Origin of the sequence: Burkholderia sp. S-53, assembly GCF_025560745.1 — a bacterium.
Taxonomy (GTDB): domain Bacteria; phylum Pseudomonadota; class Gammaproteobacteria; order Burkholderiales; family Burkholderiaceae; genus Burkholderia; species Burkholderia pyrrocinia.
Window position 1 is genome coordinate 366,982 of record NZ_CP090484.1, and the last position, 14,061, is coordinate 381,042.

General features: G+C 70.3%; 14 protein-coding genes. All 14 read right to left on the reverse strand.

Annotated features, from left to right (window positions below):
• Window positions 1-130: 130 nt before the first annotated feature.
• From LXM88_RS23815 to LXM88_RS23880, 14 genes are read right to left on the reverse strand one after another with little or no spacing between them, the layout of a single operon-like run.
• The gene (locus tag LXM88_RS23815; RefSeq protein WP_262544896.1) at window positions 131-1,336 is read right to left on the reverse strand and encodes an acetyl-CoA C-acyltransferase; all 1,206 of its coding nucleotides are present in this window, start codon (window positions 1,334-1,336) and stop codon (window positions 131-133) included.
• A 17-nt stretch (window positions 1,337-1,353) separates the two neighbouring features.
• A complete protein-coding gene (locus tag LXM88_RS23820; protein WP_262546903.1) occupies window positions 1,354-1,839 on the reverse strand; it encodes a MaoC family dehydratase in 486 nt (161 codons plus the stop codon).
• Window positions 1,839-2,639 (reverse strand): SDR family oxidoreductase, encoded by an 801-nt coding sequence (locus LXM88_RS23825; protein ID WP_262544898.1) that lies wholly within the window; start codon window positions 2,637-2,639, stop codon window positions 1,839-1,841. Before LXM88_RS23825 ends, LXM88_RS23820 begins: the two co-directional genes overlap by 1 nt.
• Complete coding sequence (locus LXM88_RS23830) at window positions 2,636-3,838, reverse strand: acyl-CoA dehydrogenase family protein (RefSeq protein ID WP_262544901.1); 1,203 nt, start codon at window positions 3,836-3,838, stop codon at window positions 2,636-2,638. Before LXM88_RS23830 ends, LXM88_RS23825 begins: the two co-directional genes overlap by 4 nt.
• Window positions 3,835-5,172 (reverse strand): acyl-CoA dehydrogenase family protein, encoded by a 1,338-nt coding sequence (locus tag LXM88_RS23835; protein WP_262544903.1) that lies wholly within the window; start codon window positions 5,170-5,172, stop codon window positions 3,835-3,837. Before LXM88_RS23835 ends, LXM88_RS23830 begins: the two co-directional genes overlap by 4 nt.
• Before the next feature lie 3 nt (window positions 5,173-5,175).
• A complete protein-coding gene (locus tag LXM88_RS23840) occupies window positions 5,176-6,054 on the reverse strand; it encodes an SDR family oxidoreductase (protein WP_262544904.1) in 879 nt (292 codons plus the stop codon).
• Window positions 6,055-6,087: 33 nt separating this feature from the next.
• Window positions 6,088-7,239, reverse strand: a complete 1,152-nt coding sequence (locus tag LXM88_RS23845) for an acetyl-CoA C-acetyltransferase (RefSeq protein ID WP_262544906.1) — start codon at window positions 7,237-7,239, stop codon at window positions 6,088-6,090.
• Window positions 7,236-8,306 carry an acyl-CoA dehydrogenase family protein gene (locus LXM88_RS23850; protein WP_262544908.1) on the reverse strand — a complete coding sequence of 357 codons (1,071 nt, stop codon included), beginning with the start codon at window positions 8,304-8,306 and terminating at the stop codon, window positions 7,236-7,238. Before LXM88_RS23850 ends, LXM88_RS23845 begins: the two co-directional genes overlap by 4 nt.
• 35 nt (window positions 8,307-8,341) lie before the next feature.
• The gene (locus LXM88_RS23855) at window positions 8,342-9,511 is read right to left on the reverse strand and encodes an acyl-CoA dehydrogenase family protein (protein WP_262544909.1); all 1,170 of its coding nucleotides are present in this window, start codon (window positions 9,509-9,511) and stop codon (window positions 8,342-8,344) included.
• A complete protein-coding gene (locus LXM88_RS23860) occupies window positions 9,508-10,311 on the reverse strand; it encodes an enoyl-CoA hydratase family protein (RefSeq protein ID WP_262544910.1) in 804 nt (267 codons plus the stop codon). The genes LXM88_RS23855 and LXM88_RS23860 overlap by 4 nt, the downstream gene beginning before the upstream one ends.
• 25 nt (window positions 10,312-10,336) lie before the next feature.
• Window positions 10,337-11,425, reverse strand: a complete 1,089-nt coding sequence (locus LXM88_RS23865) for an NAD(P)H-dependent flavin oxidoreductase (RefSeq protein ID WP_262544911.1) — start codon at window positions 11,423-11,425, stop codon at window positions 10,337-10,339.
• Window positions 11,422-12,342: an enoyl-CoA hydratase gene (locus LXM88_RS23870; protein ID WP_262544912.1), complete on the reverse strand. Its 921-nt coding sequence runs from the start codon at window positions 12,340-12,342 to the stop codon at window positions 11,422-11,424. The genes LXM88_RS23865 and LXM88_RS23870 overlap by 4 nt, the downstream gene beginning before the upstream one ends.
• 8 nt (window positions 12,343-12,350) lie before the next feature.
• Complete coding sequence (locus LXM88_RS23875) at window positions 12,351-13,148, reverse strand: CoA-transferase subunit beta (RefSeq protein ID WP_262544913.1); 798 nt, start codon at window positions 13,146-13,148, stop codon at window positions 12,351-12,353.
• A gap of 10 nt (window positions 13,149-13,158) precedes the next feature.
• Window positions 13,159-14,052, reverse strand: a complete 894-nt coding sequence (locus tag LXM88_RS23880) for a CoA transferase subunit A (RefSeq protein WP_262544914.1) — start codon at window positions 14,050-14,052, stop codon at window positions 13,159-13,161.
• Window positions 14,053-14,061: the final 9 nt, after the last annotated feature.

The following is a 14,061-nucleotide window of genomic DNA, read 5'->3' on the forward strand; positions in this document are numbered from 1 at the left end:
CGTTCGACGGCGGTTCGCGCCCAGGCGCCAGCCTCCGTCGAACGCACGTCTCCGGGCCGTCGGTCGTTGCCGCGGCCTCGAATCGTCCTGATGGGTGTGCGGCCGTCTTCGGCCGCCAAACCGCGTGCCGCTATGCGCCGACTTCGAACAGCGCGGCGGCACCCATCCCGCCGCCGATGCACATCGTCACGACCGCATGCCGCACGCCGCGCCGCGCGCCTTCGAGCAGCGCGTGCATCGTCATCCGCGTGCCCGACATCCCGAACGGATGACCGAGCGCGATCGCGCCGCCGTCCACGTTCAGCCGGTCGTCGGGAATCCCGAGCATGTCGCGGCAATACAGCGCCTGGCACGCGAACGCCTCGTTCAGCTCCCACAGCCCGATGTCGCCGACAGTCATCCCGAAGCGCGCCAGCAGCTTCGGAATCGCGAACACCGGGCCGATGCCCATCTCGTCCGGCTCGCAGCCGGCCACCGCGAGGCCGCGGAACGCGCCGAGCGGCGTCAGCCCGCGGCGCGTCGCCTCGCTGCGCGACATCACGACCACGGCCGCCGCGCCGTCCGACAGCTGCGACGCATTGCCGGCCGTCACGAACTCGCCCTGCTCGACGACCTTGCCGCCGCTCCACGACGGCTTCAGCCCCGCGAGCCGTTCGGCCGTCGTGTCGGCGCGCACGCCTTCGTCGCGGGCCGCGCGCAGGTCCTCGTGGCCGGCCGGGTTGCCTTCCTTGTCGAACAGCGCGCGCCGCACGTCGAGCGGCGCGATTTCCGCTTCGAAGCGGCCGGCTGCCTGCGCGTCGGCCGTGCGCTGGTGGCTCTGCAGCGCGAATGCGTCCTGCGCCGCGCGCGAGATGCCGTAGCGGCGCGACACGATCTCGGCCGTTTCCATCATCGCGATGTACGCGGCCGGCTGGTGGTCGAGCACGGCCTGCGAACGCGCGCGATACGCGTTCTTGTGCTTGTTCTGCGTGAGCGAGATCGACTCGACGCCGCCCGCGACGACGATCCGCGCGTCGCCCGCGCCGATGCTGCGCGCGGCGCTCACGATCGACATCAGGCCCGACGAGCACATGCGGTCGATCGCCATGCCGGGCACCGACGCCGGCAGCCCGGCCGCCGCGGCCGACAGGCGGCCGATGTTGTAGCCCTGCGTGCCCTGCTGCGCGGCGCAGCCGATCAGCACGTCGTCGACGTCGGCCGGCGCGACGCCCGCGCGCTCGAGCGCCGCGCGCACGACGTGGCCGCCCAGCGCGGGCGCCTCGGTGTCGTTGAACATGCCGCGAAACGCCTTGCCGATCGGCGTGCGTGCGACGGAAACGATGACTGCGTCTTCCATGGGCTGGCTCTCTGACTCTAGAAGTAGTAACGGCTGATGGTGTCGGCAACGCAGCCGGGCTTGCCTTCGCCTTCGATCTCGACGGTCACGCGTATCCACGCCTGCACGCCGCCTTCGAGCGGCTCGACGCGCAGCAGCTCGCCGACGCCGCGCACGCGCGCGCCGACTTTCACCGGTGCCGGGAAACGGATCCTGTCGCAGCCGTAGTTGACGCCGAGCCGCGCGCCGTCGATGCGCACGATCTGCGGCAGGAAATGGTTGACGAGCGACAGCGTCAGGTAGCCGTGCGCGATGCACGCGCCGAACGGGCCGTCTTTCGCGCGTATCGGGTCGACGTGCACCCACTGGTGATCGCCCGTCGCGTCGGCGAAGCCGTCGATGCGGATCTGGTCGATCGCGAGCCACGCGCTCGCGCCGAGCGTGTCGCCGACGGCCGCCGCGAGCTCGCCGGGATGCGCGAACACGCGGGGTGTCGCGCGCGCGGAGTCGAGGGTCGTGTCCATCATGCGTGCTGGCTGCTGACCGACAGCACTTCGCCCGTCATGTACGACGCGTAATCGCTTGCAAGAAACACCATCACGTTCGCGACCTCCCAGACTTCGGCGGCGCGCCCGAAGGCTTCGCGCGACGCCAGTTGATTCAGCAAGTCGGCCGGCGCCGACTTCTTCAGAAAATCGTGCATCGCGATGCTCGGCGCGACCGCGTTGATGCGCACGCCGTACGGCGACGCCTCGAGCGCCGCGCAGCGCGTGAGCGCCATCACGCCCGCTTTCGCGGCCGCGTAGTGCGCCTGTTCCGCCTGCGCGCGCCAGCCGAGCACCGATGCGTTGTTGACGATCGCGCCGCGGCCGCGGGCCTGCATGTGCGGCAACATCGCGCGCATCATCCGGAACGTCCCGGTAAGGCTAATGTCGATCACGCGCGACCATTCGGCATCGTCCATATCGACGATGCGGGTCGACCCGCCGAGCCCGGCGTTGTTGATCAGCACGTCGACGCCGTCGAGCTTGTCCTGCGCGTCGGCGACGAGCGCCTGCACGTCGGCCTCGACCGAGACGTTGCAAAGGCGGCCGTAGATCTGTTGCAGCCCCGTTTCGGCGCGCAGCGTCTGAACCGCCTGTTCGAGACGCTTTTCGTGGATGTCGGAGATGAACAGCGCGCGGCAGCCTTCTTCCGCGCAGCGGCGCGCGGCCGCGAAGCCGATGCCTGCGCCGGCGGCGGCCGTGATCAGCACCGATTTGCCGGCGAGCAGCTGGTGGCCCGGTACATACGCCGGTGCTTTCTGGATCTGGGGTTCGGTCATGCGTTACCTCGGGGTTCCCTGGGCATGCCGAGCCCGCGCTCGGCCATGATGTTGAGCTGGATTTCGTTGGTGCCGGCGTAGATCGTGTCCGCACGGGAGAACAGGAATACGCGCTGCAGATGGGTGAGCTTCTCGTCGGCCGGATCGATCACGTTCGCGCGCGGCCCCAGCGCGTCCATCGCGAGCTCGCCGAGGTCGCGGTGCCAGTTCGACCAGTAGTACTTGTAGATCAGCGCTTCGCGGCGCAGCGGCGCGCCGGCGCCGCCGTCGGCGTCGTCCGCGCCGGACAGCATCCGCAGCGCGTTGTAGCGCATCACGCGCAGCCCGGCCCACGCGCGGCCGATCCGCTGGCGCAGCACGGGATCGCGATCCGCGCCCGATTCGCGCGCGGCGTCGATCACCCATTCGAGCTCGCGGACGAACTGCATCTGCTGGCCGAGCGTCGACATCCCGCGCTCGAAGCCGAGCAGCGTCATCGCGATCCGCCAGCCGTCGCCCGGCGCGCCGACGATGTCGCGCGCTTGCGCTCGCGCGCCGTCGAAGAACACTTCGTTGAATTCCGCGCCGCCGTTGAGCTGTTTGATCGGCCGGATCTCGATGCCCGGCTGGTCGAGCGGCATCAGCAGGAACGACAGCCCCTTGTTGCCCTTCGACGCCGGATCGGTGCGCGCGAGCACGAAGATCCAGTCGGAATCGTGCGCGAGCGACGTCCAGACCTTCTGGCCGTACACACGCCACGTGCCGTCCGCATCCGGTTCGGCGCGCGTACGGACATTCGCCAGATCCGAACCCGCGCCCGGCTCGGAATAGCCCTGGCACCAGAACTGCGTGCCGGCCAGGATGCCGGGCAGGAAGCGCGCGCGCTGGTCGTCGGTGCCGCACGCAACCAGCGTCGGCCCGAGCAGCCCTTCGCCGATATGGCCCATCCGGCCGGGGCCGCCCGCACGCGCATATTCCTCGTGGAAGATCACCTGTTCGGCAACCGAGAAGCCGCGCCCACCGGCAGCGGTCGGCCAGCCGAGCCCGGTCCAGCCGCCCTGCGCCAGTTCCCGTTCCCACGCCTTGCGCAGTTCGGGCCACGCTTCCTCGTCGCCGGGGCCGCCGCGATATTTCAGGCATGCGAATTCGCCGCTCAGGTGCGACTTCACCCAGTCGGCCACTTCGTGCCGCAATTGCTGTTCACGCGTTTCGCTGTTCATTGAAGGGCTCCTGAGCGCGCGGCCGACGGGCGGGCGGCCGCCGTCGGCACCGCCCCGGCTGCGGGCGTGTCGTCGCGGTACGCGGCGCCGCCGTCGATCGCATGGCATGCGATCCATTCGAGCAGTTGCGGCGTGCTGCCGAACTGCGCGCCCGACGCCTGCGCACGCTTGAAGTAGAGATGCGGGTCGTATTCCCACGTGAAACCGACACCGCCGTGCAGCTGGATCGCTTCCTGCGCGCAGAACGCATACGCGTCGTTCGCGGCGGCCTTCGCGGCCGCGATGTCGGCGCGCAACGCGGCGCCCGGCGTTTTGCCGCCCGCTTCCGCGTCCCACGCATGTGCGGCACCGAGTACAGCCGAGCGCGCCGATTCGATCAGCACCATCATCTGTGCGCAACGGTGCTTGACGGCCTGGAACGACGCGATCGCGCGGCCGAACTGCACGCGCTGGCTCGTGTAGTCGAGCGTCAGGTCGAGGCATTGCTGTGCGCCGCCGAGCTGTTCGGCCGCCAGCGCGAGCGCCGCGAACCATGCGGTGCGTTCGAGCACCTGCGCCGCGTCGCGGCCCGCGATCAGCGCGTCGCGGCTCACGCGCACGTCGTCGAGCGCAATCCGTGCGAGCGGCCGCGTCGCGTCGAGCGTGTCGAGCGGCGTCACCGCAACGCCGGCCGCGCCGGCGGTCATGTCGATCGCGAACAGGCCGACCGACTGCCCTTCGTTCACGATCCGCGCGGGAACCAGCAGCAGGTCGGCGCGCGCGCCGTCGAGCACGTGTGCCGCGACGCCGGACAACGCGAAGCCAGCCGCGGTTTCTTCCGCGATGAACGGAAGCGGTCGCGCGCTGGCCGGTTCGCCGAACGAGTCGCCGCAAGATGCGCCGAACGCATTGGCGCCCGGCCCGCCATATGGCCGGCCGACGCGCGCGCCACCTGGCTCGCCGAACGGCCAGTCGAACGGCAGCGCGAGCGTCGCGCTGCACGCGCCTTCGGCGATCTTCGCGAGCCAGCCGGTCGCCTGCGGCGTGCCGCAGCCGGCCAGCGCGGTCGCCGCGAGGCACGCGGTCGAAAAATACGGCACGCATGCGACACGCCGGCCGAGCTGTTCCATCAGCACCGTCTGCTCGACTGCGCCGAGCCCGAGCCCGCCCGCCGCTTCCGGCAGCGCGAGCGCGTTCCAGCCGAGTTCGCCTGCGAGCGCGGCCCACAGCGCGTCGTCGCGGCCGGCCGATTGCTCGAGTGCGCGGCGCACGTCGGCGGACGCGCTGCGTTCCGCGAGCACGTCGGCCGCCGCGTCGCGGATCATCGCCTGTTCGTCGGTGAGCGCCAGATCCATCGGTCAGCTCCCGTACACGCGCTGCGCGGGGCGCGCATCGGCGAGCAATTGCGCGACTGCCGGGCCGATCTCGACCGCCGCCCAGCGCGCGCCGCGATCGACGCGCGGGCCCGTGCGCCAGCCTTCCGCAACCGCGATCATCCCGCCCGCGACCTCGAACACCTGGCCCGTCACGTCGGCCGACAGCGCGCTGCCGAGCCACACGACCAGCGGCGCGACGTTGGCCGGATCGAAATAATCGAAGCCGCCGTCTTCGGGCTTCTTCATCATGTCGGCGAACACGCCTTCGGTCATCGACGTGCGCGCGGCCGGCGCGAGCGCGTTCACGCGCACGCCGTAGCGCTGCAGCTCGGCCGCCTGCATCAGCGTGAGCGCGGCGATTCCGGCCTTCGCCGCGCCGTAGTTCGACTGGCCGATCGAGCCTTGCAGCCCGGCGCCCGAACTCGTGTTGACGATCCGCGCGTCGACCGCGCGGCCCGCCTTCGCGGCATCGCGCCACATGCGCGCCAGCACGCTCGACAGGCAGAAGTGGCCGCGCAGGTGCACGCGCATCACGTCGTCCCAGTCCTGCTCGGTCATGCTCGTAAACATCTTGTCGCGGCAGATGCCCGCGTTGTTGACGAGCACGTGCACGTCGCCGAACGCTTCGCGTGCCGCGTCGACGATCCGCTGCGCGGTATCGGTCCGCGTAATGTCGTCCGAATTCGCGAGCGCGCGCCCGCCGCGCTGTGCGATCTCGTCGCACACCGCCTGCGCGGCGTCATGCCGAATGTCGTTGACGACGACCGCCGCGCCTTCGGCCGCGAACGCGAGCGCGTATTCGCGCCCGAGCCCGCCGCCCGCGCCGGTGATGATGACGGTGCGTTCGTTACAGATTCCCATGCTGGTGCCTCGTGGATCGTGAAAGTGACGCGCTCACAGGCGCTCGATGATCGTGACGTTCGCGAGACCGCCGCCTTCGCACATCGTCTGCAGCCCATAACGGCCACCCGTGCGTTCCAGCTCGTGCAGCAGCGTCGTCATCAGCCGTGCACCGGTCGCGCCGAGCGGATGGCCGAGCGCGATGCCGCCGCCGTTCGGGTTGGTCTTCTCGTGCGGGAAGCGCGTGTCGGCGAGCCAGGCCTGCGCGACCGACGCGAACGCCTCGTTCATCTCGACGACGTCGATCTGCGACCAGTCGAGCCCGCTCTTCGCGAGCGCGGCCTTCGTCGCCGGGATCGGCGCGGTCAGCATCCACAGCGGATCGTCGCCGAGCACGCTCAGGTGGTGAATGCGCGCGCGCGGCGTGAGGCCGTAGCGCTTCAGCGCATCCTCCGACACGATCAGCAGCGCGGCGGCAGCATCGCAGGTCTGGCTCGCGACGGCGGCCGTCAGCGAGCCGCCGGGCATCAGCGGTTCGAGCGTCGCCATCTTTTCCAGCGACGTGTCGGGGCGCGGCGTCTCGTCGTGCAGCACGCCTTCGAACGGCACGATTTCGCGCTTGAAATGGCCGGCCTCGATCGCCGCGACCGCGCGGCGGTGGCTTTCGAGCGCATAACGCTCCATCGCGTCGCGCGACAGGTTCCAGTGATCGGCAATGCGCTGCGCGGCGACGAACTGCGACACCGGCGCGTCGCCGAAGCGCGCGCGCCAGCCGGCGCTGCCCGAGAACGGATCGGTGAAACCGAGCGGCGCCGCGCAGGTCATCGCGGACGAGATCGGGATCTGCGTCATGGTCTGCACGCCACCCGCGACGACGACGTCCTGCACGCCGCTCATCACGGCCTGCGCGGCAAAGTGCACGGCCTGCTGCGACGAGCCGCACTGGCGGTCGACCGTCACGCCCGGCACCTGCAGCGGCAATCCGGCCGCGAGCCAGCAGGTGCGCGCGATGTTGCCCGCGAGCGGGCCGATCGTGTCGACGCAGCCGAACACCACGTCGTCGTATTCGTCGGCGGGAATCGCGTTGCGCTCGACGAGCGTCTTCAGCACGAAGCCGCCGAGGTCTGCCGCATGCACGTGCGCGAGCCCGCCCTTGCGGCGGCCGGTCGGCGTGCGCAGCGCGTCGACGATATAGGCTTGTTTCATCCGTTCGTTTCCTCGAGGTCGAAGGTCTGCGCGGGGCCGATCGGCAACGCGTCGCCGAGGATCGCGTCGGCCACGCGGGCCTTGTGGAACGCGCTGTCGCCCCAGCTGCCGGAGAGCGCCCAGATGCGCTTCATGAAGATCTGCAGGTCGAGCTCCCACGTGTAGCCGATCGCGCCGTGCACCTGCATCGAGTGGCGCGCGGCCAGTTGCGCGGCCGACGTCGCCGCGAGCTTCGCGTGCGACACGAACACCGCGCGCTGCGGGTGATCGTCGGCGATCGCCTGCGCGGCACGCGCGACCACCGGCCGCGCGAACTCGTAGCGGATCGCGACGTCGGCAAGCAAATGCTTGAGCGCCTGGTACGAGCCGATCGCCTTGCCGAACTGCTTGCGCTGCGCGCTGTAGTCGATCGCGACGTCGAGCACGCGCTGCGTGAGGCCGAGCAACTGCGCGGCGACCGCGAACGCGCCGTGGTCGAGCGCACGTGCCAGCAGCGGCGCGGCTTCGTCCGCGCCCGCGATGCGCGTGGCCGGCGACGGTTCCCAGTCGAGCGTGAACAGCCGCCGCGACGGGTCGACGCTGTCGACCGCACGCCACGCGCATTGCGCGGGATCGACGCGGTGCAGCTCGCCGCGGTGTTCGCACAACAGCGTTTGCGCGACGTGCACGTCGGCCGCATACGGGTTCACCGGATGCACGAGCGCGACACGTGCACGCCCTTCGGCGATGTCGCGCAGCAGCGCGTCGCGCCAGTCGCTCGCGGGCAGCCGCGCGAGCACGCCGGCCGACACGAGCGCCGTGTCGAGCAGCGGTTCGGGGCTGCCGAAATAACCGTAGGTCTGCGCGAGCAGCGCCCATTCGACCTCGGTCAGGCCGAGGCCGCCGTGCGCGTCGGGCACCGACACGGCGGTCAGCCCCTGCGACGCGAACAGCGCCCAGAGTGCGTCCGAGCGCCCGGTCGGCGTGGCCCAAAGCTCGCGGATCAGCTCGGGCGTCATCTCGGTCATCAGCAGGCGCTTCACGCTGTCCGCGAGCGCTTCCTGGTCTTCATCGAATACGAAATCCATACGATGTCCGTTCAGTGAGGGAGTCGCCGGCGCCGTTACGCGCGCGGCATGCCGAGCATCCGTTCGGCGACGATGTTGCGCTGGATCTCGTTGGTGCCCGCGTAGATCGTGCCGGCCTGCGCGAACAGGAAGCCGTCGAGCCAGTGGCCGAGCGTCGCGTGCTGCGCGGCCGTCTGCGGGACGACCTCGCCGTGCGCGCCGAGGATGTCGAGCGCGGTCTGGTGCATGCGCAGGTCGAGCTCCGACCAGAACACCTTGTTGGTGCTCGACTCCGCGCCGATGTGGCCGCCCTTCAGCAGCCGGCTCGCGGTTGCGTAGGTCGACAGCGCATACGCCTGCGCGTCCATCCATGCCGACACCACGCGCTCGCGCAGCGTCGGGTCGCGATCCGCGCTGTCGCGATGCGCGAGATACAGGTCGCGCAATGCCTGCGCGGTGCGCTGGAAACGCGCGGGCGAACGCAGCATCAGCCCGCGCTCGAAACCGGCCGTCGCCATCGCGACCTGCCAGCCCGCGCCTTCGGCCGCGAGCCGGTTCTCGACCGGCACGCGCACGTCGTCGAAGAAGATTTCCGCAAAGCCCGTCTGCCCGTTCAACTGGCGGATCGGCCGCACCGTAACGCCCGGCGCGGACAGCGGCACCATCAGGAACGTGAGCCCGTGGTGGCGCGACGATTCGGGATCGCTGCGGAACAGCCCGAACAGCCAGTCGGCCCACACCGCGCGGGTCGACCAGATCTTCTGGCCGTTCAGCACGTATTCGTCGCCGATGCGGGCCGCCGTCGTGCGGATCGCGGCCATGTCCGAACCCGCGTTCGGCTCCGACCAGCCCTGCGCCCACACGTGCTCGCCGGCCGCCATCGCGGGCAGGAAGCGCGCCTTCTGCTCTGCGGTGCCGAAATCCATCAGCGTCGGGCCGAGCAGGAAGATGCCGTTCTGATTCACGCGCATCGGCGCATCGGCGCGCCAGTACTCTTCCTCGAAGATCAGCCACTCGATCAGGTCGCAGCCGCGCCCGCCCAGCTCGCGCGGCCACGTGACCATGCTCCAGCGGCCCGAGTGCAGCGTGCGCTCCCATTCGCGGTGCGCGGCGAAACCTGCCTCGGTGTCGAAACTCGGCAGCCGCTCGCGCGGCACATGCGCGGCGAGCCATTCGCGGATCTCCGCGCGGAACGCCTGCTGTTGCGGCGTGTAGGTCAGGTTCATGCGCGTGCCTCCTCGGCCTGGGCGTCGAAACGCGCATCGCGCTTCTCGACGAACGCGGCGCGCGCTTCCGTCGAGTCGTTCGTCATGTACGCCTGCAGCGTGAAGCCCTGCTCCCAGCGGTACTTGTCCTCGAGATCGCCGTCCTCGACGCCGTTCAGCGCCTCCTTCGCGAGCCGCACCATCGCCGGGCTCTTGTCCGCGATCTTGCGGGCGATCGCGAGCGCCGCGTCGCGCAATGCGTCACGCGCGACGACCTGCTCGACCGCGCCGAGCCGGTACGCTTCGGCCGCGTCGATCATGTCGCCGGTGAAATACATCGTGCGCACCTTCTGCACGCCGAACAGCCGCTGCAGGTGCGCGCCGCCGCCCATCGCGCCGCGGTCGATCTCGGGCACGCCGAAGCGCGCGCAATCGGCCGCGACGACGATGTCCGCCGCGCCGCAGATGCCGATCCCGCCGCCGAGCACGAACCCGTGCACGGCCGCGATCACCGGCTTCGGGTTGCGGTGCACCGCGCGGAACGTCTCGTAGTTGCCCGCGTTGACCGCCACGATCCGTTCCGGATGTGCGGCCAGTTCCTTGATGTCGACGCCCGCGCAGAAGCCGCGGCCTTCGCCGCGCACGACGATCACGCGCACGTCGTCGTCGTCGCCGAGCGCGTCGAGCGCGCGGGAGAGCGCGTGCCAGCCCTGCGCGTCGAGCGCGTTCACGGGCGGATGGGCGATCACCAGCTCGGCGATGCCGTCTGCGCGGTCGATCCGGAACGGCATCGCGCCGGCCGGTTGATTGGGTGCTGTCATCTCCTCTGCCTCCCTGTGATGTTGTTTACGCGGCCTGCGCCGCTGCCGCGCCGCGCAGCGCGGCCAGTGCATCGAGCCGCTCGCCGGCTTCCGCGACGATCCGCGCGATCAGCGCGTCGCACGATTCGATCGCGCCGATCATCGCCGCCGCCTGGCCGCTCGGCAGCACGCCTTCGTCCGGGCGGCCCTCGACGATCGCGCGCTGGATCAGGAACGGCGCGTTGGCGGCCATCAGCGTCTGGCTTGCCGTGTAGTCGTGCGAGCGCAGCGCCTTGATCGCGAGGCCGAGCATGTCGCCCGTGCTCAGCCCGTTCTGGCGCCGCCATGCTTCGGCCGTCTTCAGCGCGAACAGCGTGCGGCGCAGCGGGCCGAAGCGTTCGAGCTTCAGCAGATACGGGTTGTCGATCATGCGTTGCGGCAGCCCGTCGAGCGCGTCCGACACGCGGATGCGCGCCGGGTCGCCGACCGCGACATAGCGTTCGAGCGTCTCGCGCGGCACCGGCGATTCGGCGCTCATCAGGAAACGCGTGCCCATCGCGATGCCGGCCGCGCCGTACGCGAGCGCGGCGGCCAGCCCGCGCCCGTCGAAGAAGCCGCCGGCCGCGACGACCGGCACCCGCACCGCGTCGAGCACCTTCGGCAGCAGCAGCGTGGTCGGCACCGAGCCCGTGTGGCCACCGCCTTCCGCGCCCTGCACCGTCACGATGTCCGCGCCGAGCTCGACCGCCTTCGCCGCATGCTTCGGCGCGCCGACGGTCGGCATGCAGACGATGCCGGCCTCCTTGAAGCGGCGGATCGTCTTCGCGTCGGGCCCGCGGCCGTAGCTGACCGCGCGCAGCCGGTGCTTGATCGCGAGATCGACCACCTGTGCGGCGTTCTTCTGGAACATGTGGAAGTTGATGCCGAACGGCTGGTCCGTCAGCGACTTCACCTTCAGGATCTCGGCCTCGACCTGCTCGGGCTCGAGCGTCGCGCCGGCCAGGAAACCGAAACCGCCCGCATTGGAGGTGGCCGCGACGAGCCGCGCGTCGGCCACCCAGCCCATCGCGGTCTGCACGATCGGGTAGCGGCAGCCGAGCAGATCGCAGAGCGGCGTATGCAGCGTCGTGCTCATGCGGCGGCTCCGTTGACGGCGACCGGCGCCGCCGCGTCGGCGCGGTCCGCGCCGTTCGGCTGGCGCTGCGAACTGGCCATGCTGCGCGCGTCGTAGCCGCCGAGGCGGTCACCGCTGACGAGCTCGTTGTGCGCATGCGCGAAGTGATGCCACGCGAACGCCGCGTCCATCGCCGCACGCTTGCCCTGCAGTTCCTCGACGTGGTTCAGCGCCTGCTTGGTCAGCGTGAGCCCGAGGCGCGGCATCGTCGCGATCTTCGCGGCGATCGCATAGGTCGCGTCGCGCAGCCGCTCGCGCGGCACCACCCTGTTGACCATCCCCATCTGGTACGCGCGCTCGGCCGGCATCCGCTCGCCGAGGAACAGGAACTCCTTCGCGATGCGCGGGTTCAGCTCGTATGCATGCGCGAAATACTCGACGCCCGGAATCCCCATCCGCACGACCGGATCGGCGAAGAACGCATCCTCCGACGCGACGATCAGGTCGCACACCCACGCGAGCATCAGCCCGCCCGCGATACACGCGCCCTGCACCATCGCGATCGTCGGCTTCGGCAGGTCGCGCCAGCGCCGGCACATCCCGAGGTACACCTCCTGCTCGCGCGCATAGAGGAATTCCCCGCCCTCCTTGTCGACGTGGTCGTACCACAGCGACGCGCGTTCGAACGACTCGTGGATGTCGCGGCCCGGCGTGCCGATGTCGTGGCCCGCCGAGAAATGCTTGCCGGCGCCCGCGAGCACGATCGCCTTCACCGCGTCGTCGTGCGCCGCGCGCCGGAACGCCGCGTCGAGTGCATACGTCATCTTCGAGTTCTGCGCGTTGTGATACTCGGGGCGGTTCATCGTGATCGTCGCGATGCCGTCCTCGACCGCGTAGTCGACGACACCGTCGCCGAACGTCACCTGGGTCGCTTCCATGTCGAGCCTCATCCCCGGCGCGGCGCCGGATTGTTGCGCACGATCGTCGCGCGCAGGTTGTGCGGATCGAGCGCGCGCACGATGCGCAGGTCTTCCGCGTTCGGAGCGGCCGTCGTACCGAGTTCCGGATGCGCGATCAGCGGGAAGCCGGTCGCGTCCTGCACCTCGTCGAAGCTCACGCCCGGATGCAGCGAGCGCACGCGGATCGCGTGGTCGGGCCCGCCGAAATCCATCACGCACAGGTCGGTGACGATGCTGCGCAGGTCGACGAAGGTCTTCATCCCGGGCAGCCGGCGCGCCGGGTTGTAGCCGACCGTGCACACCATGTCGACTTCGCCGGCGACGAACGTGCGCTTGCCGTGGCCGCTGACGAAGAACGAGTTCGCGTGGTTCGTCGAGTTGCCGGGGAAGCCGCGCGCGCCGAGCAGCTGGGTCTTCGGCTGCGCGTAGTCGTCGCCGAGCCACGAAATGTTGGCCTGGCCGAAGCGGTCGATCTGCGTCGGCATCACGAGCGCATGGCGGCGGCCGTGCCACAGGCAGTCGAACACGCGTTCGTAGGTCATCCAGCCGCTCGCCTTCACGCGATAGCCGTCCGGGCGCGGGCCGAGCGGCACCGGCTCCTCGACGAGATACGCTTCGCCGTCGGTCAGCATCAGCCCGTTGTTGTACGCGAGCCGCGCGAGGCCGGCCGCGAGCCGCGGGCCCGTGCCGATGCCCGTCGCCAGCACTTCGCCGTCGTCGCGCCAGAGTCGCGCGGACGCGACGATCATCAGTTCCGCAAGGGAATGGTCGAGAGATTCGCTCACAGGCGCTCCTTTACAGAATCGGCAACGGCAGCGTCGTCACATGCGGCAGGCCGCCGACGCCTTCGAGGTACTGGCGTTCGTCCTGGCCGACCACGTCGCGCAGGTACGCCGCCGTTTTCTCATCGTCTTCCGCGCTGGCGCAGTACGCGCGCAGGTGCGGCAGGTCCCAGCCGTAGGCCGGCCCGCACGACGTCGGATGCGCGCCGCCCGGCGCATGCACCACGCCAGTCACGAGCGAGCGCTCGAACGGGTTGCGTTTCGCGGCGTCGAGGTCTTCCGTCGCGATCGATGCGTCGACCTGTTCCGCCGACACGTAGCAACGCTGCGCGGCACGGGCCATCCATGCATCGAAGAACGGATCGGGGCCGTCGACGCGCGTGTTGCCCATCCGGTCGGCCGCGTTCACGTGCAGCAGCGCGACGTCGAGTTCGAGCGCGGGCATCGCGAGCAGCGTCTCGCCGTCGTCGTACGGCGATTGCACCGTGCGCAATTGCGGTGCGTGATCGAGCAGCGCGGTGCCGAGGCCCGCGCGCGTCGGCAGGAACGGCAGGCGCGCGGCGGCCGCGCGCAGGCCGAGCTGCAGCATCCCTTCGTCGAGCTCGAGCACGTCGATACGGCCCTGTTCACGCGCACGGCGGAAATGCGGTTCGAGCGGGATCACGTCGAGCGACACGAAGCCGAACACCACCTTGCGGACCTTGCCCGCCGCACACAGCAGGCCGACATCGGCGCCGCCGTACGCGACGACCGTCAGGTCCTTCAGGTTCGAGCGCGCGATTTCGCGCACCAGCGCCATCGGCTTGCGCCGTGGTCCCCATCCGCCGATGCCGATCGTCATGCCGTCGGCGAGTTGCGCGATCACGTCGCGCGCGGACATCGCCTTGTCGAGAGGTTTCATCGTCATCGTGCTGGC

What these genes read in the sequence shown, in the direction of transcription:
- LXM88_RS23870 (WP_262544912.1), bottom strand. Translation starts at nt 12,342, where the DNA reads ATGGAAGCGACCCAGGTGACGTTCGGCGACGGTGTCGTCGACTACGCG.
- LXM88_RS23865 (WP_262544911.1), bottom strand. Translation starts at nt 11,425, where the DNA reads ATGAGCACGACGCTGCATACGCCGCTCTGCGATCTGCTCGGCTGCCGC.
- LXM88_RS23815 (WP_262544896.1), bottom strand. Translation starts at nt 1,336, where the DNA reads ATGGAAGACGCAGTCATCGTTTCCGTCGCACGCACGCCGATCGGCAAG.
- LXM88_RS23835 (WP_262544903.1), bottom strand. Translation starts at nt 5,172, where the DNA reads ATGGATCTGGCGCTCACCGACGAACAGGCGATGATCCGCGACGCGGCG.
- LXM88_RS23845 (WP_262544906.1), bottom strand. Translation starts at nt 7,239, where the DNA reads ATGAAACAAGCCTATATCGTCGACGCGCTGCGCACGCCGACCGGCCGC.
- LXM88_RS23820 (WP_262546903.1), bottom strand. Translation starts at nt 1,839, where the DNA reads ATGGACACGACCCTCGACTCCGCGCGCGCGACACCCCGCGTGTTCGCG.
- LXM88_RS23840 (WP_262544904.1), bottom strand. Translation starts at nt 6,054, where the DNA reads ATGGGAATCTGTAACGAACGCACCGTCATCATCACCGGCGCGGGCGGC.
- LXM88_RS23830 (WP_262544901.1), bottom strand. Translation starts at nt 3,838, where the DNA reads ATGAACAGCGAAACGCGTGAACAGCAATTGCGGCACGAAGTGGCCGAC.
- LXM88_RS23855 (WP_262544909.1), bottom strand. Translation starts at nt 9,511, where the DNA reads ATGAACCTGACCTACACGCCGCAACAGCAGGCGTTCCGCGCGGAGATC.
- LXM88_RS23825 (WP_262544898.1), bottom strand. Translation starts at nt 2,639, where the DNA reads ATGACCGAACCCCAGATCCAGAAAGCACCGGCGTATGTACCGGGCCAC.
- LXM88_RS23880 (WP_262544914.1), bottom strand. Translation starts at nt 14,052, where the DNA reads ATGACGATGAAACCTCTCGACAAGGCGATGTCCGCGCGCGACGTGATC.
- LXM88_RS23850 (WP_262544908.1), bottom strand. Translation starts at nt 8,306, where the DNA reads ATGGATTTCGTATTCGATGAAGACCAGGAAGCGCTCGCGGACAGCGTG.
- LXM88_RS23860 (WP_262544910.1), bottom strand. Translation starts at nt 10,311, where the DNA reads ATGACAGCACCCAATCAACCGGCCGGCGCGATGCCGTTCCGGATCGAC.